Source organism: Rothia nasimurium, assembly GCF_928392795.1.
Lineage (GTDB): Bacteria > Actinomycetota > Actinomycetes > Actinomycetales > Micrococcaceae > Rothia > Rothia nasimurium_F.
Map to the genome: position 1 here is coordinate 136,995 of NZ_CAKMTJ010000002.1, position 24,060 is coordinate 161,054.

The 24,060-nt window shown below is 58.3% G+C and carries 22 protein-coding genes, 2 pseudogenes and 1 CRISPR repeat array; of the genes and pseudogenes, 16 read left to right on the top strand and 8 right to left on the bottom strand.

Going from position 1 to position 24,060, the window contains the following annotated elements:
- Positions 1-295 precede the first annotated feature (295 nt).
- The 3 genes from L6963_RS03465 to L6963_RS03475 all read left to right on the top strand — a co-directional run bounded on the left by L6963_RS03465 (position 296) and on the right by L6963_RS03475 (position 4,344).
- The gene (locus L6963_RS03465; protein ID WP_237186221.1) at positions 296-805 is read left to right on the top strand and encodes a GNAT family N-acetyltransferase; all 510 of its coding nucleotides are present in this window, start codon (positions 296-298) and stop codon (positions 803-805) included.
- Between the two features lie 174 nt (positions 806-979).
- Positions 980-2,818 (top strand): dihydroxy-acid dehydratase, encoded by a 1,839-nt coding sequence (gene ilvD, locus L6963_RS03470; protein WP_237206996.1) that lies wholly within the window; start codon positions 980-982, stop codon positions 2,816-2,818.
- A 320-nt stretch (positions 2,819-3,138) separates the two neighbouring features.
- Positions 3,139-4,344 carry an RNase H family protein gene (locus L6963_RS03475; protein WP_237206997.1) on the top strand — a complete coding sequence of 402 codons (1,206 nt, stop codon included), beginning with the start codon at positions 3,139-3,141 and terminating at the stop codon, positions 4,342-4,344.
- Between the two features lie 139 nt (positions 4,345-4,483).
- On the opposite strand, the gene L6963_RS03480 is transcribed toward L6963_RS03475, so the two are convergent.
- Positions 4,484-5,110 (bottom strand): DedA family protein, encoded by a 627-nt coding sequence (locus tag L6963_RS03480; protein ID WP_237206998.1) that lies wholly within the window; start codon positions 5,108-5,110, stop codon positions 4,484-4,486.
- Between the two features lie 341 nt (positions 5,111-5,451).
- On the opposite strand from L6963_RS03480, the gene L6963_RS03485 reads away from it, so the two are divergent.
- The 6 genes and pseudogenes from L6963_RS03485 to L6963_RS03500 all read left to right on the top strand — a co-directional run bounded on the left by L6963_RS03485 (position 5,452) and on the right by L6963_RS03500 (position 10,635).
- Positions 5,452-6,966, top strand: coding sequence for an O-acetylhomoserine aminocarboxypropyltransferase/cysteine synthase family protein (locus L6963_RS03485; RefSeq protein WP_237206999.1), 1,515 nt, complete (start codon positions 5,452-5,454; stop codon positions 6,964-6,966).
- 3 nt (positions 6,967-6,969) lie between these two features.
- Positions 6,970-7,473 (top strand): CoA-binding protein, encoded by a 504-nt coding sequence (locus L6963_RS03490; RefSeq protein ID WP_135012911.1) that lies wholly within the window; start codon positions 6,970-6,972, stop codon positions 7,471-7,473.
- Positions 7,474-7,939: 466 nt separating this feature from the next.
- Positions 7,940-8,347 (top strand): annotated as a pseudogene (locus L6963_RS11865) (HD domain-containing protein); the annotation flags it as partial.
- Between the two features lie 9 nt (positions 8,348-8,356).
- Positions 8,357-8,410 (top strand): annotated as a pseudogene (locus tag L6963_RS11870) (hypothetical protein); the annotation flags it as partial.
- 15 nt (positions 8,411-8,425) lie between these two features.
- The gene (tet(M), locus tag L6963_RS03495; protein WP_002364936.1) at positions 8,426-10,345 is read left to right on the top strand and encodes a tetracycline resistance ribosomal protection protein Tet(M); all 1,920 of its coding nucleotides are present in this window, start codon (positions 8,426-8,428) and stop codon (positions 10,343-10,345) included.
- Positions 10,346-10,467: 122 nt separating this feature from the next.
- On the top strand, positions 10,468-10,635 hold the full coding sequence (locus L6963_RS03500) for a cysteine-rich KTR domain-containing protein (protein ID WP_002319681.1): 168 nt from the start codon (positions 10,468-10,470) through the stop codon (positions 10,633-10,635).
- A gap of 58 nt (positions 10,636-10,693) precedes the next feature.
- On the opposite strand, the gene L6963_RS11875 is transcribed toward L6963_RS03500, so the two are convergent.
- On the bottom strand, positions 10,694-10,777 hold the full coding sequence (locus L6963_RS11875) for a hypothetical protein (RefSeq protein ID WP_369126953.1): 84 nt from the start codon (positions 10,775-10,777) through the stop codon (positions 10,694-10,696).
- 5 nt (positions 10,778-10,782) lie between these two features.
- Positions 10,783-11,542: direct repeats of the CRISPR family, unit length 28 nt; unit sequence GTGTTCCCCGCGTGTGCGGGGATGAGCC.
- Positions 11,543-11,809: 267 nt separating this feature from the next.
- On the opposite strand from L6963_RS11875, the gene L6963_RS03505 reads away from it, so the two are divergent.
- Both L6963_RS03505 and L6963_RS03510 read left to right on the top strand, forming a co-directional pair.
- On the top strand, positions 11,810-12,931 hold the full coding sequence (locus L6963_RS03505) for a pirin family protein (RefSeq protein WP_237207000.1): 1,122 nt from the start codon (positions 11,810-11,812) through the stop codon (positions 12,929-12,931).
- A gap of 400 nt (positions 12,932-13,331) precedes the next feature.
- Entirely contained in the window at positions 13,332-14,153 is an 822-nt protein-coding gene (locus L6963_RS03510) for an NlpC/P60 family protein (RefSeq protein ID WP_237207001.1), read from the top strand.
- Positions 14,154-14,249: 96 nt separating this feature from the next.
- Here L6963_RS03510 and L6963_RS03515 read toward each other — a convergent pair whose 3' ends face one another.
- Positions 14,250-16,472 carry a ZmpA/ZmpB/ZmpC family metallo-endopeptidase gene (locus tag L6963_RS03515; protein ID WP_237207002.1) on the bottom strand — a complete coding sequence of 741 codons (2,223 nt, stop codon included), beginning with the start codon at positions 16,470-16,472 and terminating at the stop codon, positions 14,250-14,252.
- Positions 16,473-16,772: 300 nt separating this feature from the next.
- On the opposite strand from L6963_RS03515, the gene L6963_RS03520 reads away from it, so the two are divergent.
- The 4 genes from L6963_RS03520 to L6963_RS03535 are packed head-to-tail and all read left to right on the top strand — an operon-like array spanning position 16,773 to position 20,254.
- Positions 16,773-17,909, top strand: a complete 1,137-nt coding sequence (locus L6963_RS03520; RefSeq protein WP_237207003.1) for a trans-sulfuration enzyme family protein — start codon at positions 16,773-16,775, stop codon at positions 17,907-17,909.
- A gap of 40 nt (positions 17,910-17,949) precedes the next feature.
- A complete protein-coding gene (locus L6963_RS03525) occupies positions 17,950-18,777 on the top strand; it encodes a transporter substrate-binding domain-containing protein (protein ID WP_237207004.1) in 828 nt (275 codons plus the stop codon).
- A 57-nt stretch (positions 18,778-18,834) separates the two neighbouring features.
- Positions 18,835-19,512 (top strand): amino acid ABC transporter permease, encoded by a 678-nt coding sequence (locus tag L6963_RS03530; RefSeq protein WP_237207005.1) that lies wholly within the window; start codon positions 18,835-18,837, stop codon positions 19,510-19,512.
- On the top strand, positions 19,505-20,254 hold the full coding sequence (locus L6963_RS03535; protein WP_237207006.1) for an amino acid ABC transporter ATP-binding protein: 750 nt from the start codon (positions 19,505-19,507) through the stop codon (positions 20,252-20,254). Before L6963_RS03530 ends, L6963_RS03535 begins: the two co-directional genes overlap by 8 nt.
- Positions 20,255-20,412: 158 nt before the next feature.
- Here L6963_RS03535 and L6963_RS11880 read toward each other — a convergent pair whose 3' ends face one another.
- Positions 20,413-20,676, bottom strand: a complete 264-nt coding sequence (locus L6963_RS11880) for a type II toxin-antitoxin system RelE family toxin (RefSeq protein ID WP_283489840.1) — start codon at positions 20,674-20,676, stop codon at positions 20,413-20,415.
- Between the two features lie 2 nt (positions 20,677-20,678).
- Positions 20,679-20,900, bottom strand: a complete 222-nt coding sequence (locus L6963_RS03540; RefSeq protein WP_237196733.1) for a DUF6290 family protein — start codon at positions 20,898-20,900, stop codon at positions 20,679-20,681.
- A gap of 136 nt (positions 20,901-21,036) precedes the next feature.
- Between L6963_RS03540 and L6963_RS03545 the strand changes: the two genes are divergently transcribed.
- Positions 21,037-21,474 carry a GNAT family N-acetyltransferase gene (locus tag L6963_RS03545; protein ID WP_237207007.1) on the top strand — a complete coding sequence of 146 codons (438 nt, stop codon included), beginning with the start codon at positions 21,037-21,039 and terminating at the stop codon, positions 21,472-21,474.
- 59 nt (positions 21,475-21,533) lie between these two features.
- Here the strand turns inward: L6963_RS03545 and L6963_RS03550 are convergent, their stop codons facing one another.
- The 3 genes from L6963_RS03550 to L6963_RS03560 form a co-directional block, all read right to left on the bottom strand.
- Positions 21,534-22,307 (bottom strand): trimeric intracellular cation channel family protein, encoded by a 774-nt coding sequence (locus L6963_RS03550; RefSeq protein ID WP_237207008.1) that lies wholly within the window; start codon positions 22,305-22,307, stop codon positions 21,534-21,536.
- Positions 22,308-22,757, bottom strand: coding sequence for a gamma-glutamylcyclotransferase family protein (locus tag L6963_RS03555; protein ID WP_237207009.1), 450 nt, complete (start codon positions 22,755-22,757; stop codon positions 22,308-22,310). It abuts the gene before it with no gap.
- 83 nt (positions 22,758-22,840) lie between these two features.
- Positions 22,841-24,055 (bottom strand): glutathionylspermidine synthase family protein, encoded by a 1,215-nt coding sequence (locus L6963_RS03560; protein ID WP_237207010.1) that lies wholly within the window; start codon positions 24,053-24,055, stop codon positions 22,841-22,843.
- Between the last annotated feature and the right edge of the window lie 5 nt (positions 24,056-24,060).

Below are 24,060 nucleotides of genomic sequence, written 5' to 3' on the forward strand. Positions count from 1 at the left end.
CTTGTTAGACTCGAAACAACAAGACCAAGGAAAGGAGCAGAACTATGACCGTAAACGCTAAAGATGCAACTCGCTGGCAGCCCACTCATCGAGCGGCCCGTCAAACCCTGCAAAAAGTTCTGCGCCATCACACCACGGCTATCGGGAACGACGGCCTAACGGATGCAGAGCGAAAAACCCTCGCATCGGAATACGAAACCCAGCAGAACCGGGCTTTTTCGGCTCAGCATCGTAGAGCCCTTGAGCAGCTCGAGCCTACCCCAGTAGGATTAGCCCTCAAAAACTAGGGGCCTACGTGTATTTTCGAGAGCTCAGCACAAGCGATATACCGGCCCTTCAACAATGGGTCTGCACCTACCCTGCCAAGCGGCACTACCACACCGCTTCACACCCCGCGGAATGGGAGCTAAAGGTTCAAAGCTTCGTCCGGGAAACTCAGCCCCAGAAAATTGCCCGAGATCCCTACAAGGTCTCTATCGGAGCTTTCTTGGAGAAGCAGATAGCAGCTGCCGCTCTCATTACATATCGCCCCTATGATGATGTCTTCGACATTACCTATATCTCTACGGCCGCCCACGCCCAAAACCAGGGAATTGCACAACAGCTTATTCAGCAATGCGTTATCACAGCCCAAGAGCACCCCAAATTTAAAGACCTCACCAGTGACATCATGACCTGCGCTATCGACCGCAGAAATACAAAGTCTCAACGGGCCTTTGAGCGCTTTGGATTTACCCTAGTTGACGATAGCCACCCCCAGCTTCTGGAATATGCGCTGAGATTTATGCGAGGCTTACTGGAGTAGCGTCCCGCGGACGCCCGTCCTGCCGTCCCTGCCCCTTGGCAGGGGAGTGGGGGAGAGACCGTCCGCCCCTATCTTCACTATATGAGAACGCCGCTTCCCACCCTGTGGACTGCCCGCGCTCAGGCGTAGACTAGTACCCAAACCTCCAACCACAAACTTTCTTGGGAGCTATCGATGCCTGAACTGCGCTCGCGTACATCCACCCACGGTAGAAACATGGCCGGCGCCCGTGCCCTCTGGCGCGCCACCGGCATGGGCGACGACGACTTCGGCAAGCCCATCATCGCCATCGCCAACTCCTTCACCCAGTTCGTGCCCGGCCACGTGCACCTCAAAAATATGGGCGAACTCGTCGCCGGTGCTATCCGCGAAGCCGGCGGTGTAGCCAAAGAGTTCAACACCATCGCCGTGGACGACGGTATCGCCATGGGCCACGACGGCATGCTCTACTCCCTGCCCTCCCGCGACCTGATCGCCGACTCCGTGGAGTACATGGTCAACGCCCACCGCGCTGACGCCCTGGTCTGTATCTCCAACTGCGACAAGATCACCCCCGGTATGCTCCTGGCAGCTATGCGCCTGAACATCCCCGTCATCTTCGTCTCCGGCGGGCCCATGGAATCCGGCGAAGGCATTGAGGGCGTCGTTGAGCACCGCCTTGACCTGGTGGACGCCATGGTCATGGCCGTGGACGACAGCGTCAGCGACGACGCCCTAGCCCAGGTTGAAAAGAATGCCTGCCCCACCTGCGGCTCCTGCGCCGGTATGTTCACCGCAAACTCCATGAACTGCCTGAATGAGGCCATCGGCCTGGCCCTGCCCGGTAACGGCACCACCCTGGCCACCCAGGTCGCCCGCAAGCAGCTCTTCCTCGAAGCAGGCGCCAAGATTGTAGAGCTGGCCAAGCGCTACTACGAGCAGGACGACGAGTCCGTCCTACCGCGCTCCATCGCTACCAAGGCAGCCTTCGAGAACGCCATGGCCCTGGACGTTGCCATGGGTGGCTCCACCAACACCGTTCTGCATATTCTGGCGATTGCTCACGAAGCCGGCGTTGACTTCACTCTGCGCGACATCGACGCGATTTCCCGCAAGGTGCCCTGCCTGGCCAAGGTAGCCCCCAACTCCACCAAGTACCACATCGAGCACGTGCACCGCGCAGGCGGTATTCCCGCCCTGCTCGGTGAGCTGGATCGCGCCGGTCTGCTGAACCGCGACGTCCACTCCGTGCACGCCGACTCCCTTCAGCAGTGGCTCTCTGACTGGGACATTCGCTCCGGTGCCGCCACCGACACCGCCAAGGAGCTCTTCCTAGCTGCCCCGGGTGGCGTCCGCACCACCCAGGCCTTCTCCACCGCCAACAAGTACGAGTCCCACGAGACGGACGCCGAGAACGGCTGCATCCGCGCCGTTGAGCACGCCTACACCAAGGACGGCGGCCTGGCGGTTCTCTACGGCAACATCGCCGAAGACGGCGCCATCATCAAGAGCGCCGGTATCGACGAGGAGCTCTTCCATTTCGTTGGTAAGGCTTTTGTGGTGGAGTCCCAGGATGAGGCCGTCTTCGAGATCCTGTCGAAGAACGTGAAGGAGGGCGACATCGTCGTCATCCAGTACGAGGGCCCCAAGGGCGGCCCCGGCATGCAGGAAATGCTCTACCCCACCTCCTACCTCAAGGGCCTGGGCCTGGGTAAGAAGTGCGCCCTGATTACCGACGGACGCTTCTCGGGCGGCACTTCCGGTATCTCCATCGGCCACATCTCTCCCGAGGCAGCAGCCGGTGGCGCTGTGGGCCTGATTGAGCACGGGGATGAGATTGAGATCGATGTTCATAACCGCATCCTGCGCGTGAACGTATCCGACGAGGTTCTGGCCGAGCGTCGCGCCAAGAAGGGCCCGGCCCCCTGGAAGCCCACCAAACCCCGTGAGCGTCAGGTCTCCAGCGCCCTGCGCGCCTACGCCTCCATGGTGACCAGCGCCGACAAGGGCGCCGTGCGCATCGTCCCCGAGTAAACCTCGGTTTTCACCCAAAATCAGGACGCCCCGCCCCGGCTTACGCAAGCCGGGGCGGGCGTCCTTGTGTTGGGGGTTCTGTAGCCCTGCCCGGTTTATCTCCTGCCGGGTTGTTTCGGCGTCCGTCCGCTCGCCCGCTCCGCGCGAGTGCTTACCAGACTCGCGCAGTGCCTACGCGCTGGGTGGACGCTCCGCGAAGCTAGTGGGCGTTCACCGAGAGAGTGAAGAGGGCTCCGATGCCCCTCACCTGTTGGCAAAACGACGTGGAGTTGGTATAGCTTTAAAGAGTAAGCAAAACAACTATAGACACCCCTTAGGAGATGAATAATGTGGAAATTACGCCTGCACATATCAAGAAATGTGAGCTGACCTGGGAGCCGCCGGATTACACCAGCTCCTACCCGGCAGGCTTCACCGAGCAGGGTGTGGCTGTCATCGTGGTGGTCATGGACCAGGTGCGAGCAGCCGGTGACTGCCATGTGGGGCTGACGTCCTTCGCTTTTATCTCGCGCGAAAATGGCGAGCGAGAGGTCATTGAGAGCGAACCTGTGGCTGAGTCTCTGACACACAGCCTCATGGACCCCTGCGACACCGTACACACCGACATGCTGGGCCGTGCGATTCTGGCGACCATGGACGCCATTCCCGAGGAGTATAAGACCAACCTCATCACCGTGGCAGCTGATAAGCACTACCTCAAGTTGCTCTTCCGCAAGTTCACGGCCTTCCGCGATTTCTTGGAATACCGGTCCATTGATAAGGTCATGAACCCCTACGAGTCGCACTCTCTGGGCGAGATTCACGTGAAGCTCATCGGCACCCCGGCAGGTGAGCTCATGCCGCACTTTATGGACGAGGCCTCGCGTCTGGCCCATACCGAGCTTGAGAAGAACACCGCCCAGCTGCCGGTAGAGAAGCTGGTGGAGTACAGCGTCTTTACCGACTGTTCGTTCCGGTCAACCAATAATAAGAAGTATTTAAAGGGCGGACGCATGGGTATCGGCGGGGTGAGCGAAGACGGCTTCTTCTTCCACTCCCACTATGATGCTACGAACATTATGACCGGGGAGCTCTCGGCTATGCTGGCTGCTTTTAATATCTTCTACCACGGTGGCCGCCAGCTGATTATTCACACCGATTCGCTGGGGGCTCTGACCTTTGTGCTGCGCCTGGCGCACAACCGCTGGGTCTATAACACCTGGGTTGAAGAGGGGGTGCAGAACCAGCAGGTTCTGGACGAGATGGAGCGGCTGACCGAGGCCATTCGGGAGCGCCGGGTGCTGGTGAAGCATATCCCGGGGCATACCGGGCACGGGTTGCAGGAGTCGTCGGATTCTGTGTCGAAGATGCACCGGCACTTCCCCGGGCAGATTGTGGATAAGGGGCATGTCTCTGAGTTCAATAAACGCTGCGAGTCGATTATTACCGCCCTGTCTGGGTGTGAGAAGGCTCTGCGTCTGCCCTGTGCGGATTGGATTCAGATTCGCCCATCGGTGGTGCACGCCCGCAACCGCCTGTGGAAGTAGCGTGCCCTACTTCCTCAATGGGGACCTTAAAACCTCAAAGGGACCGCGTATTATGCGGTCCCTTTGAGGTTTTAAGGTCCCCATGGGCGAGGGGCAGGTGCGGGCGCGGGGCTCAGCTAAGCCGTGCGGACGCCCGCCGTTAGGCTACGTCGCGCTTTTCCTGGCGGGCGCGGCGCAGCAGCCAGATGAAGACAACCACCAGGGCCAGGGCTACCAGGGCGTAGACCACCTTTGAGTACTGGTCGATGACGCCTTCAACAGCGTGCCAGTTTTCGCCCAGGACCCAGCCACAGTAGATGAGCAGGGCGTTCCAGATAGAAGAACCGAGCAGGGTATAAAGACCGAAGGTCAGAGGGTTCATACGGTCGATACCGGCGGGAATCGAGATGAGCGAACGAATACCGGGGATGACGCGGCCGATCAGAATAGAGGCCTTGCCGTACTTGTCGAACCAGGCCAGGGCGTTGTCGACGTCCTCAACCTTGACCAGCCACATCCAGGCTGCGATCTTGCGCAGGCGGTGAGCGCCGATAGCTGCGCCCAGGTAGTAGAGGAAGTAGGCGCCGGTGAGCGAGCCGACGGTCGCCCAGATGAAGGCGGCCACTACGTTGATGGATCCCTGGGAGGCGGTGAAGCCGGCCAGCGGCAGGATAACCTCGGAGGGGATGGGCGGGAAGACGTTCTCAAGGAAGACGGCCAGGCCAACGCCGGGGGAGCCGATAGCCTCCATGACGGAGATAACCCAGTCGATAATGTTCTGGAGCACGAGTGCCCTTTCTCTGCGAGTGCGGGCAGCCGCCCGGTGACAAAACTTTCTCTATTCTCTCGTAGAACCCTGCGTTTTCCTATGAGCTAGCTTGTAGAGAGGCTGGGGGTTTTGGTCACGTTAGATTGGTGGGGCTCAGCGTCTACTAGAATCGCGCGGTGCTTACGCGCGGGATGGACGTTACGCGAGTTTGGTGGACACTGGCCGAGGTGGGGAATGGGGCGCCCTGCCTTTCCGGTAATGCTGCGTAACCTGTTCACACGGTGAAATAAGTTACCGCAGGTAGAGGGGCATGGGTGACTATGGAGGGTAGATAACTAGGCCTACTATCAGGAGAGTCCATGGCTGAGCATACTTTTGGCTTCCGCACCCGTGCCCTGCACGCGGGCGGTACCCCCGACGCCGAGCACGGTGCTCGTGCGGTTCCGATTTACCAGTCCACCTCCTTTGTTTTTAAGGACGCGGACGACGCCGCCAACCTTTTTGCCCTGCAGAAGTACGGCAATATCTACTCCCGCCTGGGTAACCCCACTGTGGCGGCGCTGGAAGAGCGTATCGCTTCGCTGGAGGGCGGTATCGGTGCGGTGGCGACCGCTTCGGGTATGGCCGCTGAGTTCATTACCTTCGCGGCACTCTGCCAGGCTGGGGACCATATTGTTGCTTCGTCCAACCTCTACGGCGGCACTATCACCCAGCTGGATGTTTCCCTGCGCCGGTTCGGTATCGACACTACCTTTGTGGACGGCACTGACCCGGCCGACTATGCCGCCGCGATTCGTCCTGAAACCAAGGCTGTCTACACCGAAATCGTGGCTAACCCCTCGGGGCAGGTCGCTGACCTAGAGGGTCTGGCCCGCGTTGCCCACGAGAACGATATTCCCCTGGTCGTGGACGCCACCCTCTCTACCCCCTACCTGATCCGCCCCATCGAACACGGCGCTGACATCGTGATTCACTCGGTTACTAAGTTCCTGGGCGGGCACGGCACCACCTTGGGCGGTGTGGTTGTCGAGTCGGGCCGCTTCAACTGGGGCAACGGTAAGTTCCCTACCATGACCGAGCCGATTCCCTCGTACAACAACATCTCCTGGTGGGGTAACTTCGGCGAGTACGGCTTCCTCACCAAGCTGCGTTCGGAGCAGCTGCGTGACTTCGGCCCCTCCCTCTCAGCCCAGGCGGCTTTCAACCTGTTGCAGGGTGTTGAGACCCTGCCCCAGCGTATGGATGCCCACCTGGCCAATGCCAAGGACGTCGTCACCTGGCTAAACGAGGACGCCCGCATCTCCTACGTCAACTACGCCGGCCTACCGGATCACCCCCACTATGAGCGGGCGCAGAAGCTGCTGCCGCTGGGTGTTGGGTCGGTCTTCTCCTTCGGCGTTGCCGGCACCGAGAATGCGGGCGGACGCGACGTGGGCGCCGAGTTCATCAAGAACCTGCAGCTGGCATCGCACCTGGCTAACATTGGCGATGCCCGCACCCTGATTCTGCACCCCGCCTCAACTACCCACCAGCAGCTGACCGCTGAGCAGCTGGCAGCCGGTGGCGTGGGCGAAGACCTGATTCGTATTTCGGTGGGTCTGGAAGACGCCGTCGACATTATCTGGGACCTCGACCAGGCCCTGACCATTGCTTCTGGCCGCAACCATGCCGGTGAGGTCGTGGGCACCGCCAGCGCGGACGAGCTGGTGGCCCGCCGCGAAGCTGCCGAAGCTGAGGCAGCTGCCCAAAAGGAGGCGCTGGAGGCGGACGCCGCCGCCCACGCTGCCGAGCGCGCAGCGCGTGAGGGGGCTGGGGCGTCCGCACCGGCGTCCGCACCTGCCTGCGAGATCCCTGCACCTAAGAAGGAGGCCTAAGCCGTGACTGAGATTCGTACCTGGGAAGGCCCCAGCGCGCCGGAGCGACTGAAGATTTTGCACGAGACGAAGTCCATTGCGATTGTGGGTATGTCTGACAAGATTTCGCGGTCTTCGTATTTTGTGGCGACGTATTTGCAGTCGTCGAGCCCTTACACCCTGTATTTTGTGAACCCGATTTTGGCGGCTAAGGGCAAGGAGGTGCTGGGGCAGAAGGTGTACGCGTCACTGGCTGACCTGCCTGAGGCACCTGACCTGGTGGAGATTTTCCGCCGCAACGAGGACCTGCCCGGTGTGGTTCAGGAGGCCATTGAGGTGGGCGCGAAGACGGTGTGGATGCAGCTGGGCTCCTGGAATGAGGAGGCTGCGCGCCTGGGCGAGGACGCCGGGCTGAACGTGGTGATGGACCGGTGCGTGAAGATTGAGCACGCCCGCTTCCACGGCGGCCTGCACCTGGCAGGGTTTGTGACCGGCGTGATTTCGTCCAAGCGGCAGGTCCTGGCCTAGGCACTAGGTACCACCTAAATCAGAAATGACCACCTGGCTGGTGGTCATCTCTGGTTTAGCTGGTCTTTTCTGGAGGGGATAGAGGCAAGGGGCAGGGCTGTCTGCACTTGCTCCAGTAGGTAGCACCTTCACGAAAAAGCTGGTGAAATAGGATGAGGGCTTCACGAGACTGATCTTCAAAGAAGTTTGGAGATGAGCCCTAGTAGATGTGCATCAAGTACCTATTCCTCGTGTCGATGAGGCTGCCCCCTGGCTTTGACTGCCGGGGGGCTTTTCACATGGTTCTAGATACTAAAAATTTTCTCACATATACTAGTTGACATAAAAATCTTGAAGGTGTTTACTAAGCACTAGGAGATACTACTAAACTGATGTACCCACGCGAAGAAGGTTGACGATGAAGTAGCTTTTTACCGATGATTTCCCTAGCTGGAGTCCGCAAGCCGCTAGTCTATGGGCCAAGACTGACCGGTCTGACGACCAGAGTACTGATTGGCTTAACCTTCCCCAGCACATGATGGATTCTGCCCAGGTTGGGGCTTACCTATGGAGTCACTACCTCTCAGAAAATCACCGTAGGTTCATTCAAGAACAGCTTGCTTTATCGAGTGAAGACTGCCAGCGATTCGTGGCTTTCCTGTGCGGATCTCACGACGTAGGCAAAGCTAGTCAATCTTTCGCGAGTCAGCTCAACGAGTCATCGCGCTATAGTTTCCTGGCTGACCAGATACGTGCAACGGGTTTGAACGTGCCTTCTGCAGTACCTTCAGACCAGTGGTCCCCACACTCTGCAGCGAGCTACATTATTTTGACTCGGTTCTTCGATGAAAAATTTGGTCAGAGCAGTTACCGCACCTTATTTAGGAGGGGTTAGTTTTTTGTACCCAGTGATAAGAGTATCTGTCACTGGGATTTTTTATGCCTTTTTGGCTTTTGAATGGAGGAAAATCACATGAAAATTATTAATATAGGTGTTTTAGCTCATGTTGATGCAGGAAAAACTACCTTAACAGAAAGCTTATTATATAACAGTGGAGCGATTACAGAATTAGGAAGCGTGGACAAAGGTACAACGAGGACGGATAATACGCTTTTAGAACGTCAGAGAGGAATTACAATTCAGACAGGAATAACCTCTTTTCAGTGGGAAAATACGAAGGTGAACATCATAGACACGCCAGGACATATGGATTTCTTAGCAGAAGTATATCGTTCATTATCAGTTTTAGATGGGGCAATTCTACTGATTTCTGCAAAAGATGGCGTACAAGCACAAACTCGTATATTATTTCATGCACTTAGGAAAATGGGGATTCCCACAATCTTTTTTATCAATAAAATTGACCAAAATGGAATTGATTTATCAACGGTTTATCAGGATATTAAAGAGAAACTTTCTGCCGAAATTGTAATCAAACAGAAGGTAGAACTGTATCCTAATATGTGTGTGACGAACTTTACCGAATCTGAACAATGGGATACGGTAATAGAGGGAAACGATGACCTTTTAGAGAAATATATGTCCGGTAAATCATTAGAAGCATTGGAACTCGAACAAGAGGAAAGCATAAGATTTCAGAATTGCTCCTTGTACCCTGTTTATCATGGAAGCGCAAAAAGCAACATAGGGATTGAGCAGCTTATAGAAGTGATAACGAATAAATTTTATTCATCAACATACAGAAAGAAGTCTGAACTTTGCGGAAATGTCTTCAAAATTGAATATTCGGAAGAAAGACAACGTCTTGCATATGTACGCCTTTATGGCGGAATCCTGCATTTGCGGGATTCGGTTAGAATATCGGAAAAGGAAAAAATAAAAATTACAGAAATGTATACTTCAATAAATGGTGAATTATGTAAAATTGATAAGGCTTATTCCGGGGAAATTGTTATTTTGCAAAATGAGTTTTTGAAGCTAAATAGTGTTCTTGGAGATACAAAGCTATTGCCACAGAGAGAGAGAATTGAAAATCCGCTCCCTCTGCTGCAAACAACTGTTGAACCGAGCAAACCTCAACAAAGGGAAATGTTACTTGATGCACTTTTAGAAATCTCCGACAGTGACCCGCTTCTACAATATTATGTGGATTCTACGACACATGAAATCATACTTTCTTTCTTAGGGAAAGTACAAATGGAAGTGACTTGTGCTCTATTGCAAGAAAAGTATCATGTGGAGGTAAAAATAAAAAAGCCTACAGTCATTTATATGGAAAGACCGTTAAAAAAAGCAGAGTATACCATTCACATCGAAGTGCCACCGAATCCCTTCTGGGCTTCCATTGGTCTTTCTGTAGCACCGCTTCCATTAGGGAGCGGAGTACAGTATGAGAGCTCGGTTTCTCTTGGATACTTAAATCAATCGTTTCAAAATGCAGTTATGGAAGGGATACGATATGGCTGTGAACAAGGATTGTATGGTTGGAATGTGACGGACTGTAAAATCTGTTTTAAGTATGGCTTATACTATAGCCCTGTTAGTACCCCAGCAGATTTTCGGATGCTTGCTCCTATTGTATTGGAACAAGTTTTAAAAAAAGCTGGAACAGAATTGTTAGAGCCATATCTTAGTTTTAAAATTTATGCACCACAAGAATATCTTTCACGAGCATATAACGATGCTCCCAAATATTGTGCAAATATCGTAAATACTCAACTGAAAAATAATGAGGTCATTCTTAGTGGAGAAATTCCTGCTCGGTGTATTCAAGAATATCGTAATGATTTAACTTTCTTTACAAATGGACGTAGCGTTTGTTTAACAGAGTTAAAAGGGTACTATGTTACTACTGGTGAATCTGTTTGTCAGCCCCGTCGTCCAAATAGTCGGATAGATAAAGTACGATATATGTTCAATAAAATAACTTAGCACATTTTATATTGTTATATAAATGTGGCTTCTTGTTAAACGAAACGAGATGAAATATTCTTTAATACAGATTTGAATTAAATGTAAAGGAGAAGATAATTATTATAAACTGTGAGTGGGTACTGTGTCCCATCTGTGGAAATAAAACACGTTTGAAAATAAGGGAAGATACTGAATTGAAGAACTTTCCTCTCTATTGTCCTAAATGTAGACAGGAAAATTTAGTTGATATAAAGCAGTTCAAGTTAACTGTGATTACAGAGCCAGACGCAAAGACGCAGAGCCGATAATCTGAGATTAGCATTCTCATTTTATCGGCTCTTTCTGTTTTATGTATTGTTATTATGATTAGTTTTTGATGTTTCTTGATTCATTGATACCACTAGCTAAGGCTTCAATCAACGATAGTTCTTTATCTGTGAAGTTATCCAGTAGTTTTTCTACCTGCGTGTGCGGGGATGAGCCCACGATTTTTCACCCCACCCAACGAAAGAAAAAGTGTTCCCCGCGTGTGCGTGGATGAGCCCACGGTCAGCATGTCAGGCAGCTCGTACCCGAAGTGTTCCCCGCGTGTGCGGGGATGAGCCCGACAGAAACGAAGTGGCGAGAGTCTGGACGTTGTGTTCCCCGCGTGTGCGGGGATGAGCCTCCGCCGGGAGGGCAGGGAGGCCGCCGCCTTCAGTGTTCCCCGCGTGTGCGGGGATGAGCCTTTGGGAAGGTGAAGGTGACATCAATGAAGCTGGTGTTCCCCGCGTGTGCGGGGATGAGCCCGTCCGCCCCCAACCAGTAGACCCCACAGAAGTGTGTTCCCCGCGTGTGCGGGGATGAGCCCACCAGGCACGACCCAGCAACAACAACCATTCCGTGTTCCCCGCGTGTGCGGGGATGAGCCCTAGATTTCCGGGCGGAAAAATGAACCCTACATGTGTTCCCCGTGTGTGCGGGGATGAGCCCTCAGGTCGTTACCCCGCGCGAGTTTACCCAGAGTGTTCCCCGCGTGTGCGGGGATGAGCCCAATGGAATCCCACAGCAAGCCCAAGCCGGTAAGTGTTCCCCGCGTGTGCGGGGATGAGCCTGGGACGCCCTCACCGACGACGACAAAGACTGGGTGTTCCCCGCGTGTGCGGGGATGAGCCTCGGGGGTGATGCGCCGGCCTGTCGTGTCTATCGTGTTCCCCGCGTGTGCGGGGATGAGCCCCGATGAGGGTGGCGAATTCGTTGTAAGAGTTGGTGTTCCCCGCTGATGTGTACTACTACAGAAAACAGCTCGCATGGGAGAGGCAAGCTCTGCTCTGCATAGGTCTTACCGGCAGCTCATCGAATGCGACTTTGTTTCCCGATATGACGTTAAAACAACGCCCGCTCGGGAAAAGGAGTCGCATTCGGCGTATCTGCCCCTCTGACGTCCGCTTGCCCCAACCTTCAGGCCCACCCACCCCGTCCGCCCCGGCGTACACTAAACCTATGAAACTCATTGAGCCTCGCCCCGTGCCCCTGGGTGGGTTGCGCGCCATGACCGTGCGCCGCCTGCTGCCCTCCCGCGAGCGCCGCATGGTGGGTGCCTGGTGCTTCATCGACCATTACGGCCCCGACGATGTCGCCGTCACCGGAGGCATGCGCGTCGCCCCGCACCCCCACACCGGCCTGCAAACCGCCAGCTGGATCTTCACCGGCACCATCGAACACCGCGACTCCCTCGGCACCGTCGCCGACGTGCGCCCCGGCGAGCTCAACCTCATGACCGCCGGCTACGGCATCAACCACTCCGAATACTCCACGCCAGACACCACCGTGCTGCACGGCATCCAACTCTGGATCGCCCTGCCCCACCAAGACATGAACACCGCCCCCGCCTTCGAAAACTTCGTGCCCGAAGCCCTCACCTTCGGCGGGCAGGGGAGCGGGCAGGACGCGTCCGCCCCGGCTGGAGTGCAGGCTCGCGTCTTCCTGGGGGAGCTGGGTGTGACTGTCGATGGGGAAACCAAGACCGGCTCGTCCCCTGTCACCACCTTCTCGCCCCTGTTGGGCGCGGAAATCCTGGTGGGCGCTCCCGGCTCAGACCCCCGGGCCGACAAGAACCCGGCAGAAGATGCCCCGCGCCGAACCCTTACCCTGACCCTCAACCCCGAATTTGAGCACGGGTTTGTGGTCGATACCGGTGCCCTCCTTATTAAGGGGCAGCGCGTCGCCGCTGATGAGATGCTCTTCATCGAATCCGGCACCGAAGAGCTGACCATTGAGGCCATCGGTGCTACCCGCCTGATCCTGCTCGGCGGCACCCCCTTCGGTGAAAAAATCACCATGTGGTGGAACTTCATCGGTCGTACCCACGAAGACATCGTTGAGGCCCGCGCCGCCTGGAACGCCCAGGCTGACAGCTTCGAGGCCGTCACAGCCCCGGCGGGTGCCTCTGGTGCTGACATCGTAACCGACGGTGCCCTTGCCGCCGGTCAGAGCGCTACCGCCGATCACCCCCGCTTCGGCGGGGTGGTGCTCCTGCCCGGTGAATACGACGAAAAGCCCCGCACCTCTGTCATTCCCGCCCCGGAGCTACCCAACGCTCGCCTAAAACTGCGCGGCGACTAGCCCCGGGCAAGGGGGCGGACGGGCGCGCGTCCGCTTGTGTAGTACCTGAAAGTTGTCGGCTGGGTCACGGTTTTCGTCATGAAATCGTGACCCGGCCGTTGCCGTGTCGCAGATTATTTCGGTGTGTTCTTGCCGCACAGGTTACTCGCCAGTAACCAGCTGTGACCAGTCTTAACAGCTGATTCCCAGGCTATTCGGGGGCCCATTAAGACGTGACATAGGGCAGAAAAATCAACTTTTTATAACGATTTGGTATACATCGTTACCAAATCGTTATAGGCTGTTCAGAGTCCAATCAGCTTCCGAGGGAAGCATGGGAGCCCACAACCCCACGTACGGGCCACCCAGCAGTAGCAGCAACCCGGCTGCGAAATCTCAAGAAGAGACGAAAGGTACAACATTGCGTCGTTCACTCTCAGTAGGTGCGGTAGGTGTCATCCTCTCCGGTGCTGTTCTCGCAGCAGCAAACGCATCGGTAAATGAAGCCCCGCAGACCACCGTAGACAACGGTGCAGCCGTTTCAGCCCCCCTGCTCAAGGCATTCGCCGTTGCAGGTGAAGGCAAGGTCGTAAGCTGGGGCGTTCCCGCTTACATCGTAGCTCCCGAAAAGCCCGTTGAAGCAACCCCCGTTATCGAGGAAGCTCCCGTTGAGGAAGCCCCCGTCGTTGAAGAGGCTCCTGTAGAAGCTCCGGTTGTTGAAGAAGCACCCGTCGAAGCTCCCGTTGAAGAAGCCACTGTTGCTGTTCAGTCCGAGACTGTTGAGGTTGTAGAAGCAGCTCCTGCTCCTGCACCCGTTGAAACCGTAGCTCCTGTAGCAACCCAGGCTCCCGCTCCTGCACCCGCAGCAGCCCCCACTCTTTCCACCGCCACCAACCAGGCTAAGCGCGATGCCGTTGTAGCAGCCGCCCTGGGTGCCGCAGCCGTCAACGCTCAGACCGACTGCACCATGCTGGCAACCAACTCCCTGCGCGCCGCTGGCATCAACTTCCACGGCTGGCCCATGGACTACATGGCCCTGGGTACTGTCACCAGCAACCCCCAGCCCGGCGACCTGGTTCTTTACCAGTCCAACGGCTTCGGCCAGCAGCACATCGCCGTTTACATTGGCAACGGCCAGGCTGTACACGGCGGCTGGAACGGCATGGGCACCTCCATCTTCTCGGTGAACCTGCCCACCGCGTCCGCACCGATCTTCGTATCACCCGCTGGCTACAACAGCTAAGGCAACCGCTAACAGCGTCTTTTCTTGAGAAAAGTCCCGCTCCCTCACCAGGGAGCGGGACTTTTTCAGTTCTTCGGGCTCTAACGCTAGGGGGCTCTAGAGCTGCATAGCTGCCCGGTAGAAGGAGGCCTTGAGCTCGCGCACGGCAGTCACCGACCAGATAGCGCTGGTAGAGCCAGCCCGAGCCTGCTGTAGGTGGGGCAGGTCGGCGGCAAGGGCCTGGTCGAACTGGGCTCGCAGGTCATCGAGGGAGGCGATGGTCTGGCCGCGGTGGGTGAAGGGGAAGACCCCGGATGCCCCCGCCCGCTCAAGCCCCTGGCGGTAGCGGGCCGCGCGGTCGGCGGCGTAGTCGGCAATGCCGATCTGCCCCATGATGAAGCTATCCGACAGGGCCCCGCCCGCAGCGGCCTTGTACTGGTTGGAGATGTAGGGGACCATGCCCTCGTCGTAGCCCTTGTAGGCCAGCAGGTCGAAGGCCTGACGGCGGACGGTGATATCGCCTGCCGCCCCTGTGGAGGGAGTGTAGGCGCCGTAGGCGGGGTCAAAGAGGGGAATGGTGTAGTAGCTGTTCGCCGGTGCGGTGCCGATGGTGCTGATACCGCGCCACTGGTAGCGGGAGACTACCAGACCCTGGGTGGTGAAGTCCTCCACGGTTGAGAGGGCGGCTGCCTCGTCCACGGTGATGGTACTGAAGGTGTCATCGGTGTGGCCGGTGGTGCCGCGCGGGGTCTGGCTCAGGCGGTTGAGCAGGACGGCACGCTCCTCGGCCGGGCGGCGCAGGATAGCTTCTGCTTCAAGGGCATCGAGCAGATAGAGGGTATCGAGCTGGGAGCGCATGTAGGCTGAGAGGTCCTGCTTGGTGGCGAACTGCTCGGGGCTGCCGTTGTGCAGGCGGTCGGGGACGGCCGTCCAGTCAAAGTACTGGTTGAAGCCAACGATAGCTGAGGTGGGGCTATCGGGGCCCTCGAAGATACCGCGGGCAATCGTCTCGGGGCCGAAGCCATCGCGCAGGCCGCCGCCGTTGGTGAGCAGGGTGTCGTCAATCAGGTGGGTCATCTCGTGGCCGTAGGTGGTCACGCCGTTGGCAGAGATAGCCTTACCCATGAAGTAGCGCATGCCGGTGCCCTCAGCCTGGGCGGTTGCCTGGGTGTAGGGTGCCCAGAGGTTGAGGGGTGCGAAGAAGTCGCTGATAGCCCCGGGATTGGTCTTGGGCAGCCAGGAGGCTGAGATGTTCTGGGCCTTGTAGCCCTGGAAGGTGTCAATCGCCAGGCGGTTGCCGGTGAGTTCACCGGCGTAGGAGGGGGTAAGCCGGGTCCAGAGTTCCACAAAGGCGTTTTGTTCGGCTGCCCGGCGGTTGAGTTCGTCAATAAAGGCGGTTTTCTCGGCCGTACTGCTCCCCGCGGTGGCAGGGTCTACGTAGGTGTAGGTGTGGCCGAAGGTGATAGACGCCGGGGTGGTCGCAACGTATACCCCGTCGGTTTCCTGCGAGAGCAGGGGCAGAATAAAACGTTGGGTGGCAGGGTCTGCCGCCAGCTTGCTGTAGAGCGGGGCGGCGTCGTCCGCAATGATGGCCCCGCTCTGCTCCCGCATCCAGGCATCTAGGTCGCTGGTGCCTGCCCGGTCTGCGATAAAGCTGGTGAGTTCGGGCAGACGCACCACGGTGCGGTGGGCGGTGGGGGAGTTGCTGAAGGCCAGCACATTGGCCCGCTGGGAGCCGATGTTGAGAATGTAGTCAACCGGGTCAACCCCTGTGATACCGAACTGTGCGGGGTCGGTGATGAGGGCTTCTGCTACGTTCACACCACCTAGCTCGAAAGAATAGAGTGACCGCAGGTAGGCCAGGCCCAGTAGGAACTGCTCCTTGCGCCCGCTCACTTTGTTGGTGATGAGGGTTTCGCGCTCTGCCTCTGAGAGGTGGGCGTAGAGGGGGTTGGCAGCAATGGCGGTGAGGGTATTCTGGGCCAGCAGCTTTGAGACGTTGAACTGCTTTTCAAGGCCGGTAACCTTGAGCACCTCGGGGCGCAGCGCGGCCAGGGCCTCAGCCTCGGTCACGGAGCTAAAAGGACGCCCGGTGTGGCGGGAAATCTCTAGGCGCTTGTTGGTGATATCGGTGAAGCGCACGGTGGGTGAGAGGGAGTCGTAGACCGTCTGCGACTCGGTAAAGGAGATACCGCCTAGTTCTGCCGCCAGGGTGGCAAAAAGGTCAGCGGACGGCGTTGATGCGGCGTAGGCGGGCACCGCCGAGCTGGCAATGATGGTGGGAGCAGACCAGGCTGCGCCCTGAATGAGGGTGCGGCGATGAATGGGGGAGACAGGCATAGAGAACTCTTTGTGTGGTGTCTGAGGGGATGTGTGAGGTGGCGGTATCGTCCTCAAGTGATAGCAGACGAAGGGGGCGCAGAGCCCGCACCTCTTCTTTAAGAATACCGGCTGTGGGCGGTTTTGGGGCGGGGTAGTGGGCTTGTGGGGTCTGGGTCACCGAGCCGATGTGCCCTTGGCTATACCTCTTGTATTTGCCCAAGAGTGACGTCATAAATGCGTAACATTAATTCTCTGCCTTGCAGATAGCAGGTATAGGCTCTATAAATACGCTTTTTCTTGATACCGAAAGGAATCACCGTGGCAGGCTTTACCACCCGCGCAATTCACGCCGTGCACTCTAATGAAGAGCAGGCCGTTGTACCCCCGATTTACACCGCCTCCACCTTCGGCCAGCCCACCGACGGCACCGAAGGCCCCTTTGAATACCAGCGCGGCGGTAACCCCACCCGCTCCAAGGCAGAAACCACCCTCGCCGCCATCGAGGGCGCCGAGCACGCCTTCCTCTACGCCTCCGGCATGGGGGCTACCGCCGCAGCTATGGGAATCCTGGAACACGGCCAGACCCTACTCATGGGCATGCCCGTCTACGGCGGCAACTACCGATTCGCCACCATCGAACTGCCCAAGCGCGGAGTCGCGCACGAACTGGTCTACGACCTCACCACCCTCTCCGACGCCCACTTTGAAGGCAAGAACGTGGGCATGGTCTTCATTGAGACCCCCTCCAACCCCACCCTGCGCGTCACCGACATCAAGAAGGTCGCCGAGCTAACCCACCGCCACGGGGCCCTGCTGGTCGTTGATAACACCGTCATGACCCCCTACCTGCAAAAGCCCCTGGAACTGGGTGCCGACATCGTCGTGCAGTCAGCCACCAAGTACCTGGCCGGCCACGGCGACCTGCTCGCGGGCGTCGCCACCACCAACAACGCAGAGTTGGCCGATAAGCTCTTCAAGGCCCAGCTAATCTCCGGCGGCGTGCTCTCACCCATCGACTCCTACCGCCTGCTGCAGAACGTCAAGACCCTGGCCCTGCGCATGGAGCGCCAGCAGGCCAACGCCGAAGCCATCATCGAGGCTGTCGCCGCCCACCCCGCCGTTGACACCGTCTACTTCCCCGGCTCCTACAGCGCCGAAGAAGCTAAGATCCAGGCCGAACAGGCCACCGGCAAGGGCGCCCTCTTCTCCTTCACCGTCAAAGAAGGCTACGACATCAAGGCCTTCCTCGATGCCCTACAGGTCTTCACCTTCGCCGTCTCCCTCGGCGGCATCGAATCCCTGGTCTGCCTGCCCACCACCATGACCCAGGGCGCCTACTCCCCAGAAGACCGCGACGACGCAGGCCTCACCACCCGCCTGGTGCGCGTAGCTGTTGGTATTGAGGACGTCGATGATCTGCGCGCCGACATCATCGGCGCCCTCGACGCCGCCTAAGCCTTCCCCACAACAAACACAATCACCGAAAGGTACACCCATGCAGAACATCACCCGCCGTACCGCGCTCTCCGCCGCTGGCGCGTCCGCCCTCGCCCTGGCCCTGGCAGCCTGCGGCTCCTCATCCTCCACCACCTCCGGCTCCTCCGCCGCAGCAGCAGACAAGCTGCAGGCCATCAAGGACGCCGGTAAAATCCGCATCGGCTTCGAAGGCACCTTCGCCCCCTGGAACTACCACAACGAAGCCGGCGAACTCGTCGGCATGGAAAAGGAAATCGGCGACCTCATCGCCGCCGACCTGGGCGTCACCGCCGAATACACCGAAACCCCCTGGGACTCCCTGATCGCCGGTGTCGACGCCGACCGCTACGACATCGTCATCAACAACGTCTCACCCACCGAAGAGCGCAAGCAGAAGTACGACTTCTCCAACCCCTACGTCGCCTCAGAAGGTAAGGTCGCCGTCCTGCAGGACTCAGAACTGCAGACCATCGCCGACCTCAACGGCGCCACCGCAGCCTCATCAGAGACCTCTAACTTCCGCACCCTGCTCGAAGAAGCAGGCGCCCAGATGACCATCGTTACCGGCTTCGACGAAGCCATCGAACAGGTACTCACCGGCCGCGTGGACGCCTGCGGTAACGACGCCGTCACCTTCGCCTACTACCAGGAACAGCACCCCGACGCACCCATCCGCCTGCTCGACGGCGTGCTCGGCGACGCCTCCGAATCAGCAATCCTGATGCCCAAGGGCGCAACCACCCTGCAGACCGCCATCAACGACTCCATCGCCAAGCACCTGGAGAACGGCGACTTCAAGGCCATCTACGAAAAGTACGTTGGCATCGACCTCAGCCCCAAGGCCTAACCCGGCCCCGGCAAGCCGAACCCCGGCGTCCGAACCGAAAGTAACCCGTAGAACACTATGGACCGCTACCTAGAACTCTGGGCACAATCCCTGCCCTCCCTGCTGCTGGCCACCGTGCAGGTGACCATCCCGCTGACCCTCATCTCCTTCGTCCTCGCGCTGGTACTGGGTCTGCTGGCCACCGCCGCCCGCAACCTCAGCCGCTACAACCCGCTCAACTGGCTAGCCACAGCCTTCGTGTGGTTCTTCCGCGGCACCCCGCTTCTAGTGCAGCTCTTCCTGGTGTTCTACGGGCTACCCCGCGTCGGCATTACCCTCGACACCTGGCCCGCCGCCATCATCGCGCTGAGCCTCAACACCGGTGCCTACGTGGCCGAAACCTTCCGCTCAGCCTACGCCTCAATACCGCGCGGCCAGTTCGAAGCCGCCCGCACCCTCAACTTCACCAAGATGCAGACCCTGCGCCACGTCGTCATCCCGCAGGCCACCCGCATTGCCCTACCCCCGCTGGGCAACGACCTGATTGACCTGGTCAAGGGCACCTCCCTGGTATCGGTCATCTCCATGGTCGACCTTTTCCAGTCCGGCAAGCAGGTCGCCGCCCGCACCTTCGAACCGCTGGCCATGTACCTTGAAGTAGCCGCCATCTACCTGGTCATCTTCACCCTTCTTTCCATCGCCCAGCGTGCCCTGGAGAAGCGCACCAGCCGTTATCTAAGGAGCTCCCATGCTTAGCCTGAAGAACCTCACCAAAAGCTTCGGCGAGAACACCATTCTGCGCGACATCTCCCTCGACCTCGACAACGGCGAAACCACGGTTATTCTCGGGCCCTCCGGCTCGGGTAAGTCCACCCTGCTGCGCTGCCTGAACCTGCTCGAAACCCCCGAGTCCGGCGTCCTGACCATCGAGGGCGACTCGGTGGACTTCGCCGCCGGCCTGAGCGACGAGCAGGTACGAACCATCCGCAAGCACTCGGCCATGGTCTTCCAGAACTTCAACCTCTTCCCCCACTACACCGCTGAGCAGAACGTGGCTCTGGCCCCGGTGCTCAACGGCAAGATGGGTAAGGACGCCGCCGCCCAGCTCGCGCGTGACCTGCTGGAGAAGGTGGGGTTGGGGCATAAGGCAGACTCCTACCCCGATAACCTCTCCGGCGGCCAGCAGCAGCGCGTCGCCATCGCCCGCGCCCTGGCTGTTGCCCCCGACTACCTGCTCTTTGACGAGCCCACCTCTGCTCTTGACCCCGAGCTTGAAGCCGAGGTTATTCGTGTGCTCATCGACCTGGCCCGCGAAAAGCGCTCCCTGGTGGTTGTTACCCACAATATGGCCTTTGCCCGCCGGGTTGCCGACCGTATCGTCTTCCTCGACGGCGGTAGCGTGCTCTACAACGGTGCCCCCGAAGCCTTCTTCGCCTCCGACAACGAACGCATCCAGCGCTTCCTACAGATCTTCGAAATGACGGACTACCGTATCTAGGTTGCCGGGGCGCTAGGGGCGGCCTGGACGTAGCGATGCCGGCCAGAGCGCCGCAGAAACGACTTCACCCCGTCCTTTCTCTCTTCACCCCGAGATAATCACTAGGGTGAAGAGAGAAAAGGCGGGGTGATTTTTTAATACCAGAGGAGCTTAGAAGACTATCGGTAAATTGTTGAGCGGTGACCAACATCGAGAGCAATAACTTGCATCTGCTGATCTTCAAATTTTACGAGTACTCGAAAATTTCCTACACGATAACGCCACAGGCCAACCTTGTCAGCTGTCAGCGCTTTTCCCCGGTCCCTCGGATTATCTAACTGAACTACCTGGTCAAGGTAAGTCTTAATTCTACGAATATCCGGCTTATCGAGCTTTCTAATCGATCGTTCAAACTCTTTTGCCAGTACTAATTGCCAGGCCACATTCAGACCCCGAGCTCATCCCACAATTCCTGGGCGGGGCGGGTCTCACGGCCGTCTGCCTCGAAGCGCGCCAACGCCTGCTGTGCCCATACCTGTTCTTCCTGCTGCTCAAGATAATTAAGTACAGCAGAACGCACTAGCTCTTCGGTGCTCGTACCAAGAGCGGAAGAAAGACTCTGTAGCTGTGCCTCTTCAGTAGCTGTAAACTCAACATGCACGGTCATAGGTTCTCTCCTTACTGTGCTTTCCAGTATGGCAAACGGCTGTACTTTCAACAATAGGATATTGTTCTGGGCTTGCTTTCTGTGATGAAGAAGCTGGGAGTATTTTCAGGGATAAGCGCACGGTAAAGTTTTGCCCATGAACATCGCTTTTACTTTTTCAGTAGGTCTGGTACCTAGCCAGCAGGAACTGGTAGACCTCTACACCTCTGTTGGGTGGAGCGCTTACACCGACCACCCTGAAGACCTGGTGCCCATGTGCACCGGTAGCCTTTACCTGGCGGTAGCCCGCGAGGACGCCACCGGCCGACTCGCCGGGCTAGTGCGGGTTGTCGGCGATGGGGTCAGCATCAGCTATATTCAAGACCTACTCATCAACCCGGACTTTCAGAAGTCCGGCCTTGGTTCCCGCCTGCTCGACATGGCGCTGGCTGCCGTCGGCGGCGTCCGCCAGGTCTACATCACCACAGACACCCACCCTAGCAACCAGCACGTCATCGACCTCTACCGGGGCAGAGGCTTTGCTCCCGTTGAGGGCTACGGCTGCGTGACCCTGGCAAAATTTACCTTTGACTAGGTCAAAGGGGTATTTCTTAGATCCATCATTTTATACTGTGAAAACCGTAAAAGTATCCCTTACAGCCGCCCCTCGCGGTGGGCTCGGGCTGTTTCTTCGTCGATAATCCGCATCTCCTGGGTCAGCGGGGCTCCGGGAACCCACCGGTCGCGCCCAGCTGGGCGACGGCGTCCTAACCGCAAACGGGGCCGGGGCACCTTGAGCTGAACCGGCTCCGGCAACTGCCAGCGGCGCCACCGCGCCAAAATACCCATAACCAGGCAAGTCACAATAGAAAGAGCCATGCCCAGAACCTGCTGATTCCACAAAACCACGCACAGGGCAACCTCAGAAGCCCCCACAAAAGCCACCGTGGCATAGAGTGGGCTCCCGCCCAGAATCGCCGGAATACGGTTGACCATAATGTCGCGCAGGGCCCCACCGCCCACAGCCGTCACCACACCCAGGGCAATCGCCGGCAGCCAGTGCAGCCCCAGGGCGAGGGCCTTGATGGTTCCGGTGGCGGTCCAACAGCCCATGCCCAGAAAATCCGCCACGAGCAGGGTGCGGTCAGCCCAGCGGGACCCAAAATCCATCAGATAGGCCAGAGCCGCAGACCCCAGCGCAGCCACCCAATAGTAGCTATCGGTCAGAGCAACGGGAAAACCGGTATCGAGCAAAACATCACGAATAATGCCCCCGCCCATCGCTGTAATGACCGAGAAAATAATGAACCCCACAATATCGAAACGGTGGGCGCGGGCAACCGCCCCACCCAACAGACCGTTGGTGACAATAGCGGCAACATCAATCACACGGAACCAGGTTTCTGGCTCAAAATCAAAAGGGGGCATTTACTCGGTCCACTCGCCGCCCGGCACCAGGGGGTAGCGCTCGCGCAGCTGCGCCTGCTTGCTCACCGGCGGAATGTAGACCCAGGCGGTGACCGGCTCACCGGCGTCCGTCACAACCTCGGCCAGTACCCGGTTGTAGAGGTTGTCATCGTGCACAGGACGCGCGGGGTCGGTTCCCTCAAGCTCATCGAGGGAGGCAGCAACGGCCTCCCAGTCGGCGGGGTCTACAAAGACCAGGGTGCCGCGCACCACCGGGGCGTCCTGCCCGGCGGCGTCGCTGCCGACCGATGCGGACGCCGGGAGCAGGTAGGGGTAGGAGCCGTTCGTGACCAGCTCGTAGCCGGTAATAGTCGCATCGGTGCGGTTGGAATCAGCCCCGCGGAACCAGCGATTATTGCTCATGCCGGGGCGCAGGGTGCCGTAAACGAAAACGGGGTGGTGGGCTGTCATGCCTCTATCGTACCTATGAGGTGCGCTCAGAAAGTTAGGTGGCGCAGGCTCACAGCGAGCGCGAGCCTGCTTCACCTATTCGCTTACTTGAGCACCGTCGGCACGAACCGGCAGTAGCCGTCGGTAATTGCCCCGTCTGATTCGCGCACGCCGAAGCCCACGGAGCGTCCGCCCACCACCCAGGCCCCGATGATGGGGTAGTTGGGTTCGCCGGCGTCCCCGGTGAAGTTGGGTGGCTGCACGTACTGCTGGTAGATGTACTCGTGGTCGGCGGCGGTTTCGGTCATGTAGCCGTCGGTGTGGGCAACCTGCACCCCGTGGGTCGGGGCGTTCACCACGATACCGTCGCCCTCCCGCCCAAAGATGGGTTTCTTCACCCAGTCGGTGAAGCCGTGGTGAGCAGATAAGGACGCCGGCAGCAACAGCGGGTGCCCCGGAAAGAGCTCCCAGAGAGCGACCATCAGCACCTTGTTGGAGAGGAACATCTTCCAGGCAGGCTCAAACCAGTTCTCCATGGCAGCGTAGCCGCCCTCGAAGAGGACCTGCCCGTAGGCGTCCTCAACCATGTCTTCCCACGGGTAGAGCTTGAAGAGGTTGTGCACCTGCCGGTCGTGGTGATCGAGCCAGATGCGGCGGTCGGCGTCCCAGTAGAGGTCATCGATGCGCATGATGTGGGTTTCCCAGCCCGCCATGTGCGCGGCGTGGGCTACGACCTTGAGGTTTTCAAGGTCCTCGCCGAGCTCGTCGATGTCTTCGTTCACGCAGGCCAGGTGCAGAACCGGGTGCTTGACCCGCTGACGGATCTGCGCCCAGCGGGCGACAAAGGCGTTACCCAGGTCGTTCCACTCTTTGAAGCCGCGCAAATCCAGGCGCTGGTCATTGAACCAGGTGGACTGGCTGACCGCCGCCTCCACCAGGCCGGTGGGAGTATCGGCGTTGTATTCCAGAATTTTGAGCGCGTGAGTCTCGGGGTTGTAGACAAAATCAAAGCGGCCGTAGAAGTCGTATTCGTGCCAGCGCCAGGAATCGATCGCCAGTTTCAGCGCAGCGTCGCTTAGCCCCAGCTTGTACTTGAGGGGGCCGGCAATGATGTGGTCGATGGCAGCAACGCACATGCGGTGGGCCTCTTCGACCTGCTCCTGCAGCCAGAGGGCCTCAGCCACGGTGAATTCGTAGGCAGCAAACTCGTTCCAGTAGTGGTCGGTGTCGTCGGGGCCTTCGAGCGAATAGACCAGTCCCTCAGCGGCGATAGTCTGCTCCCAGTTATGGCGGCCCAGGGGGAAGGACAGTCGTCTCATTGGCC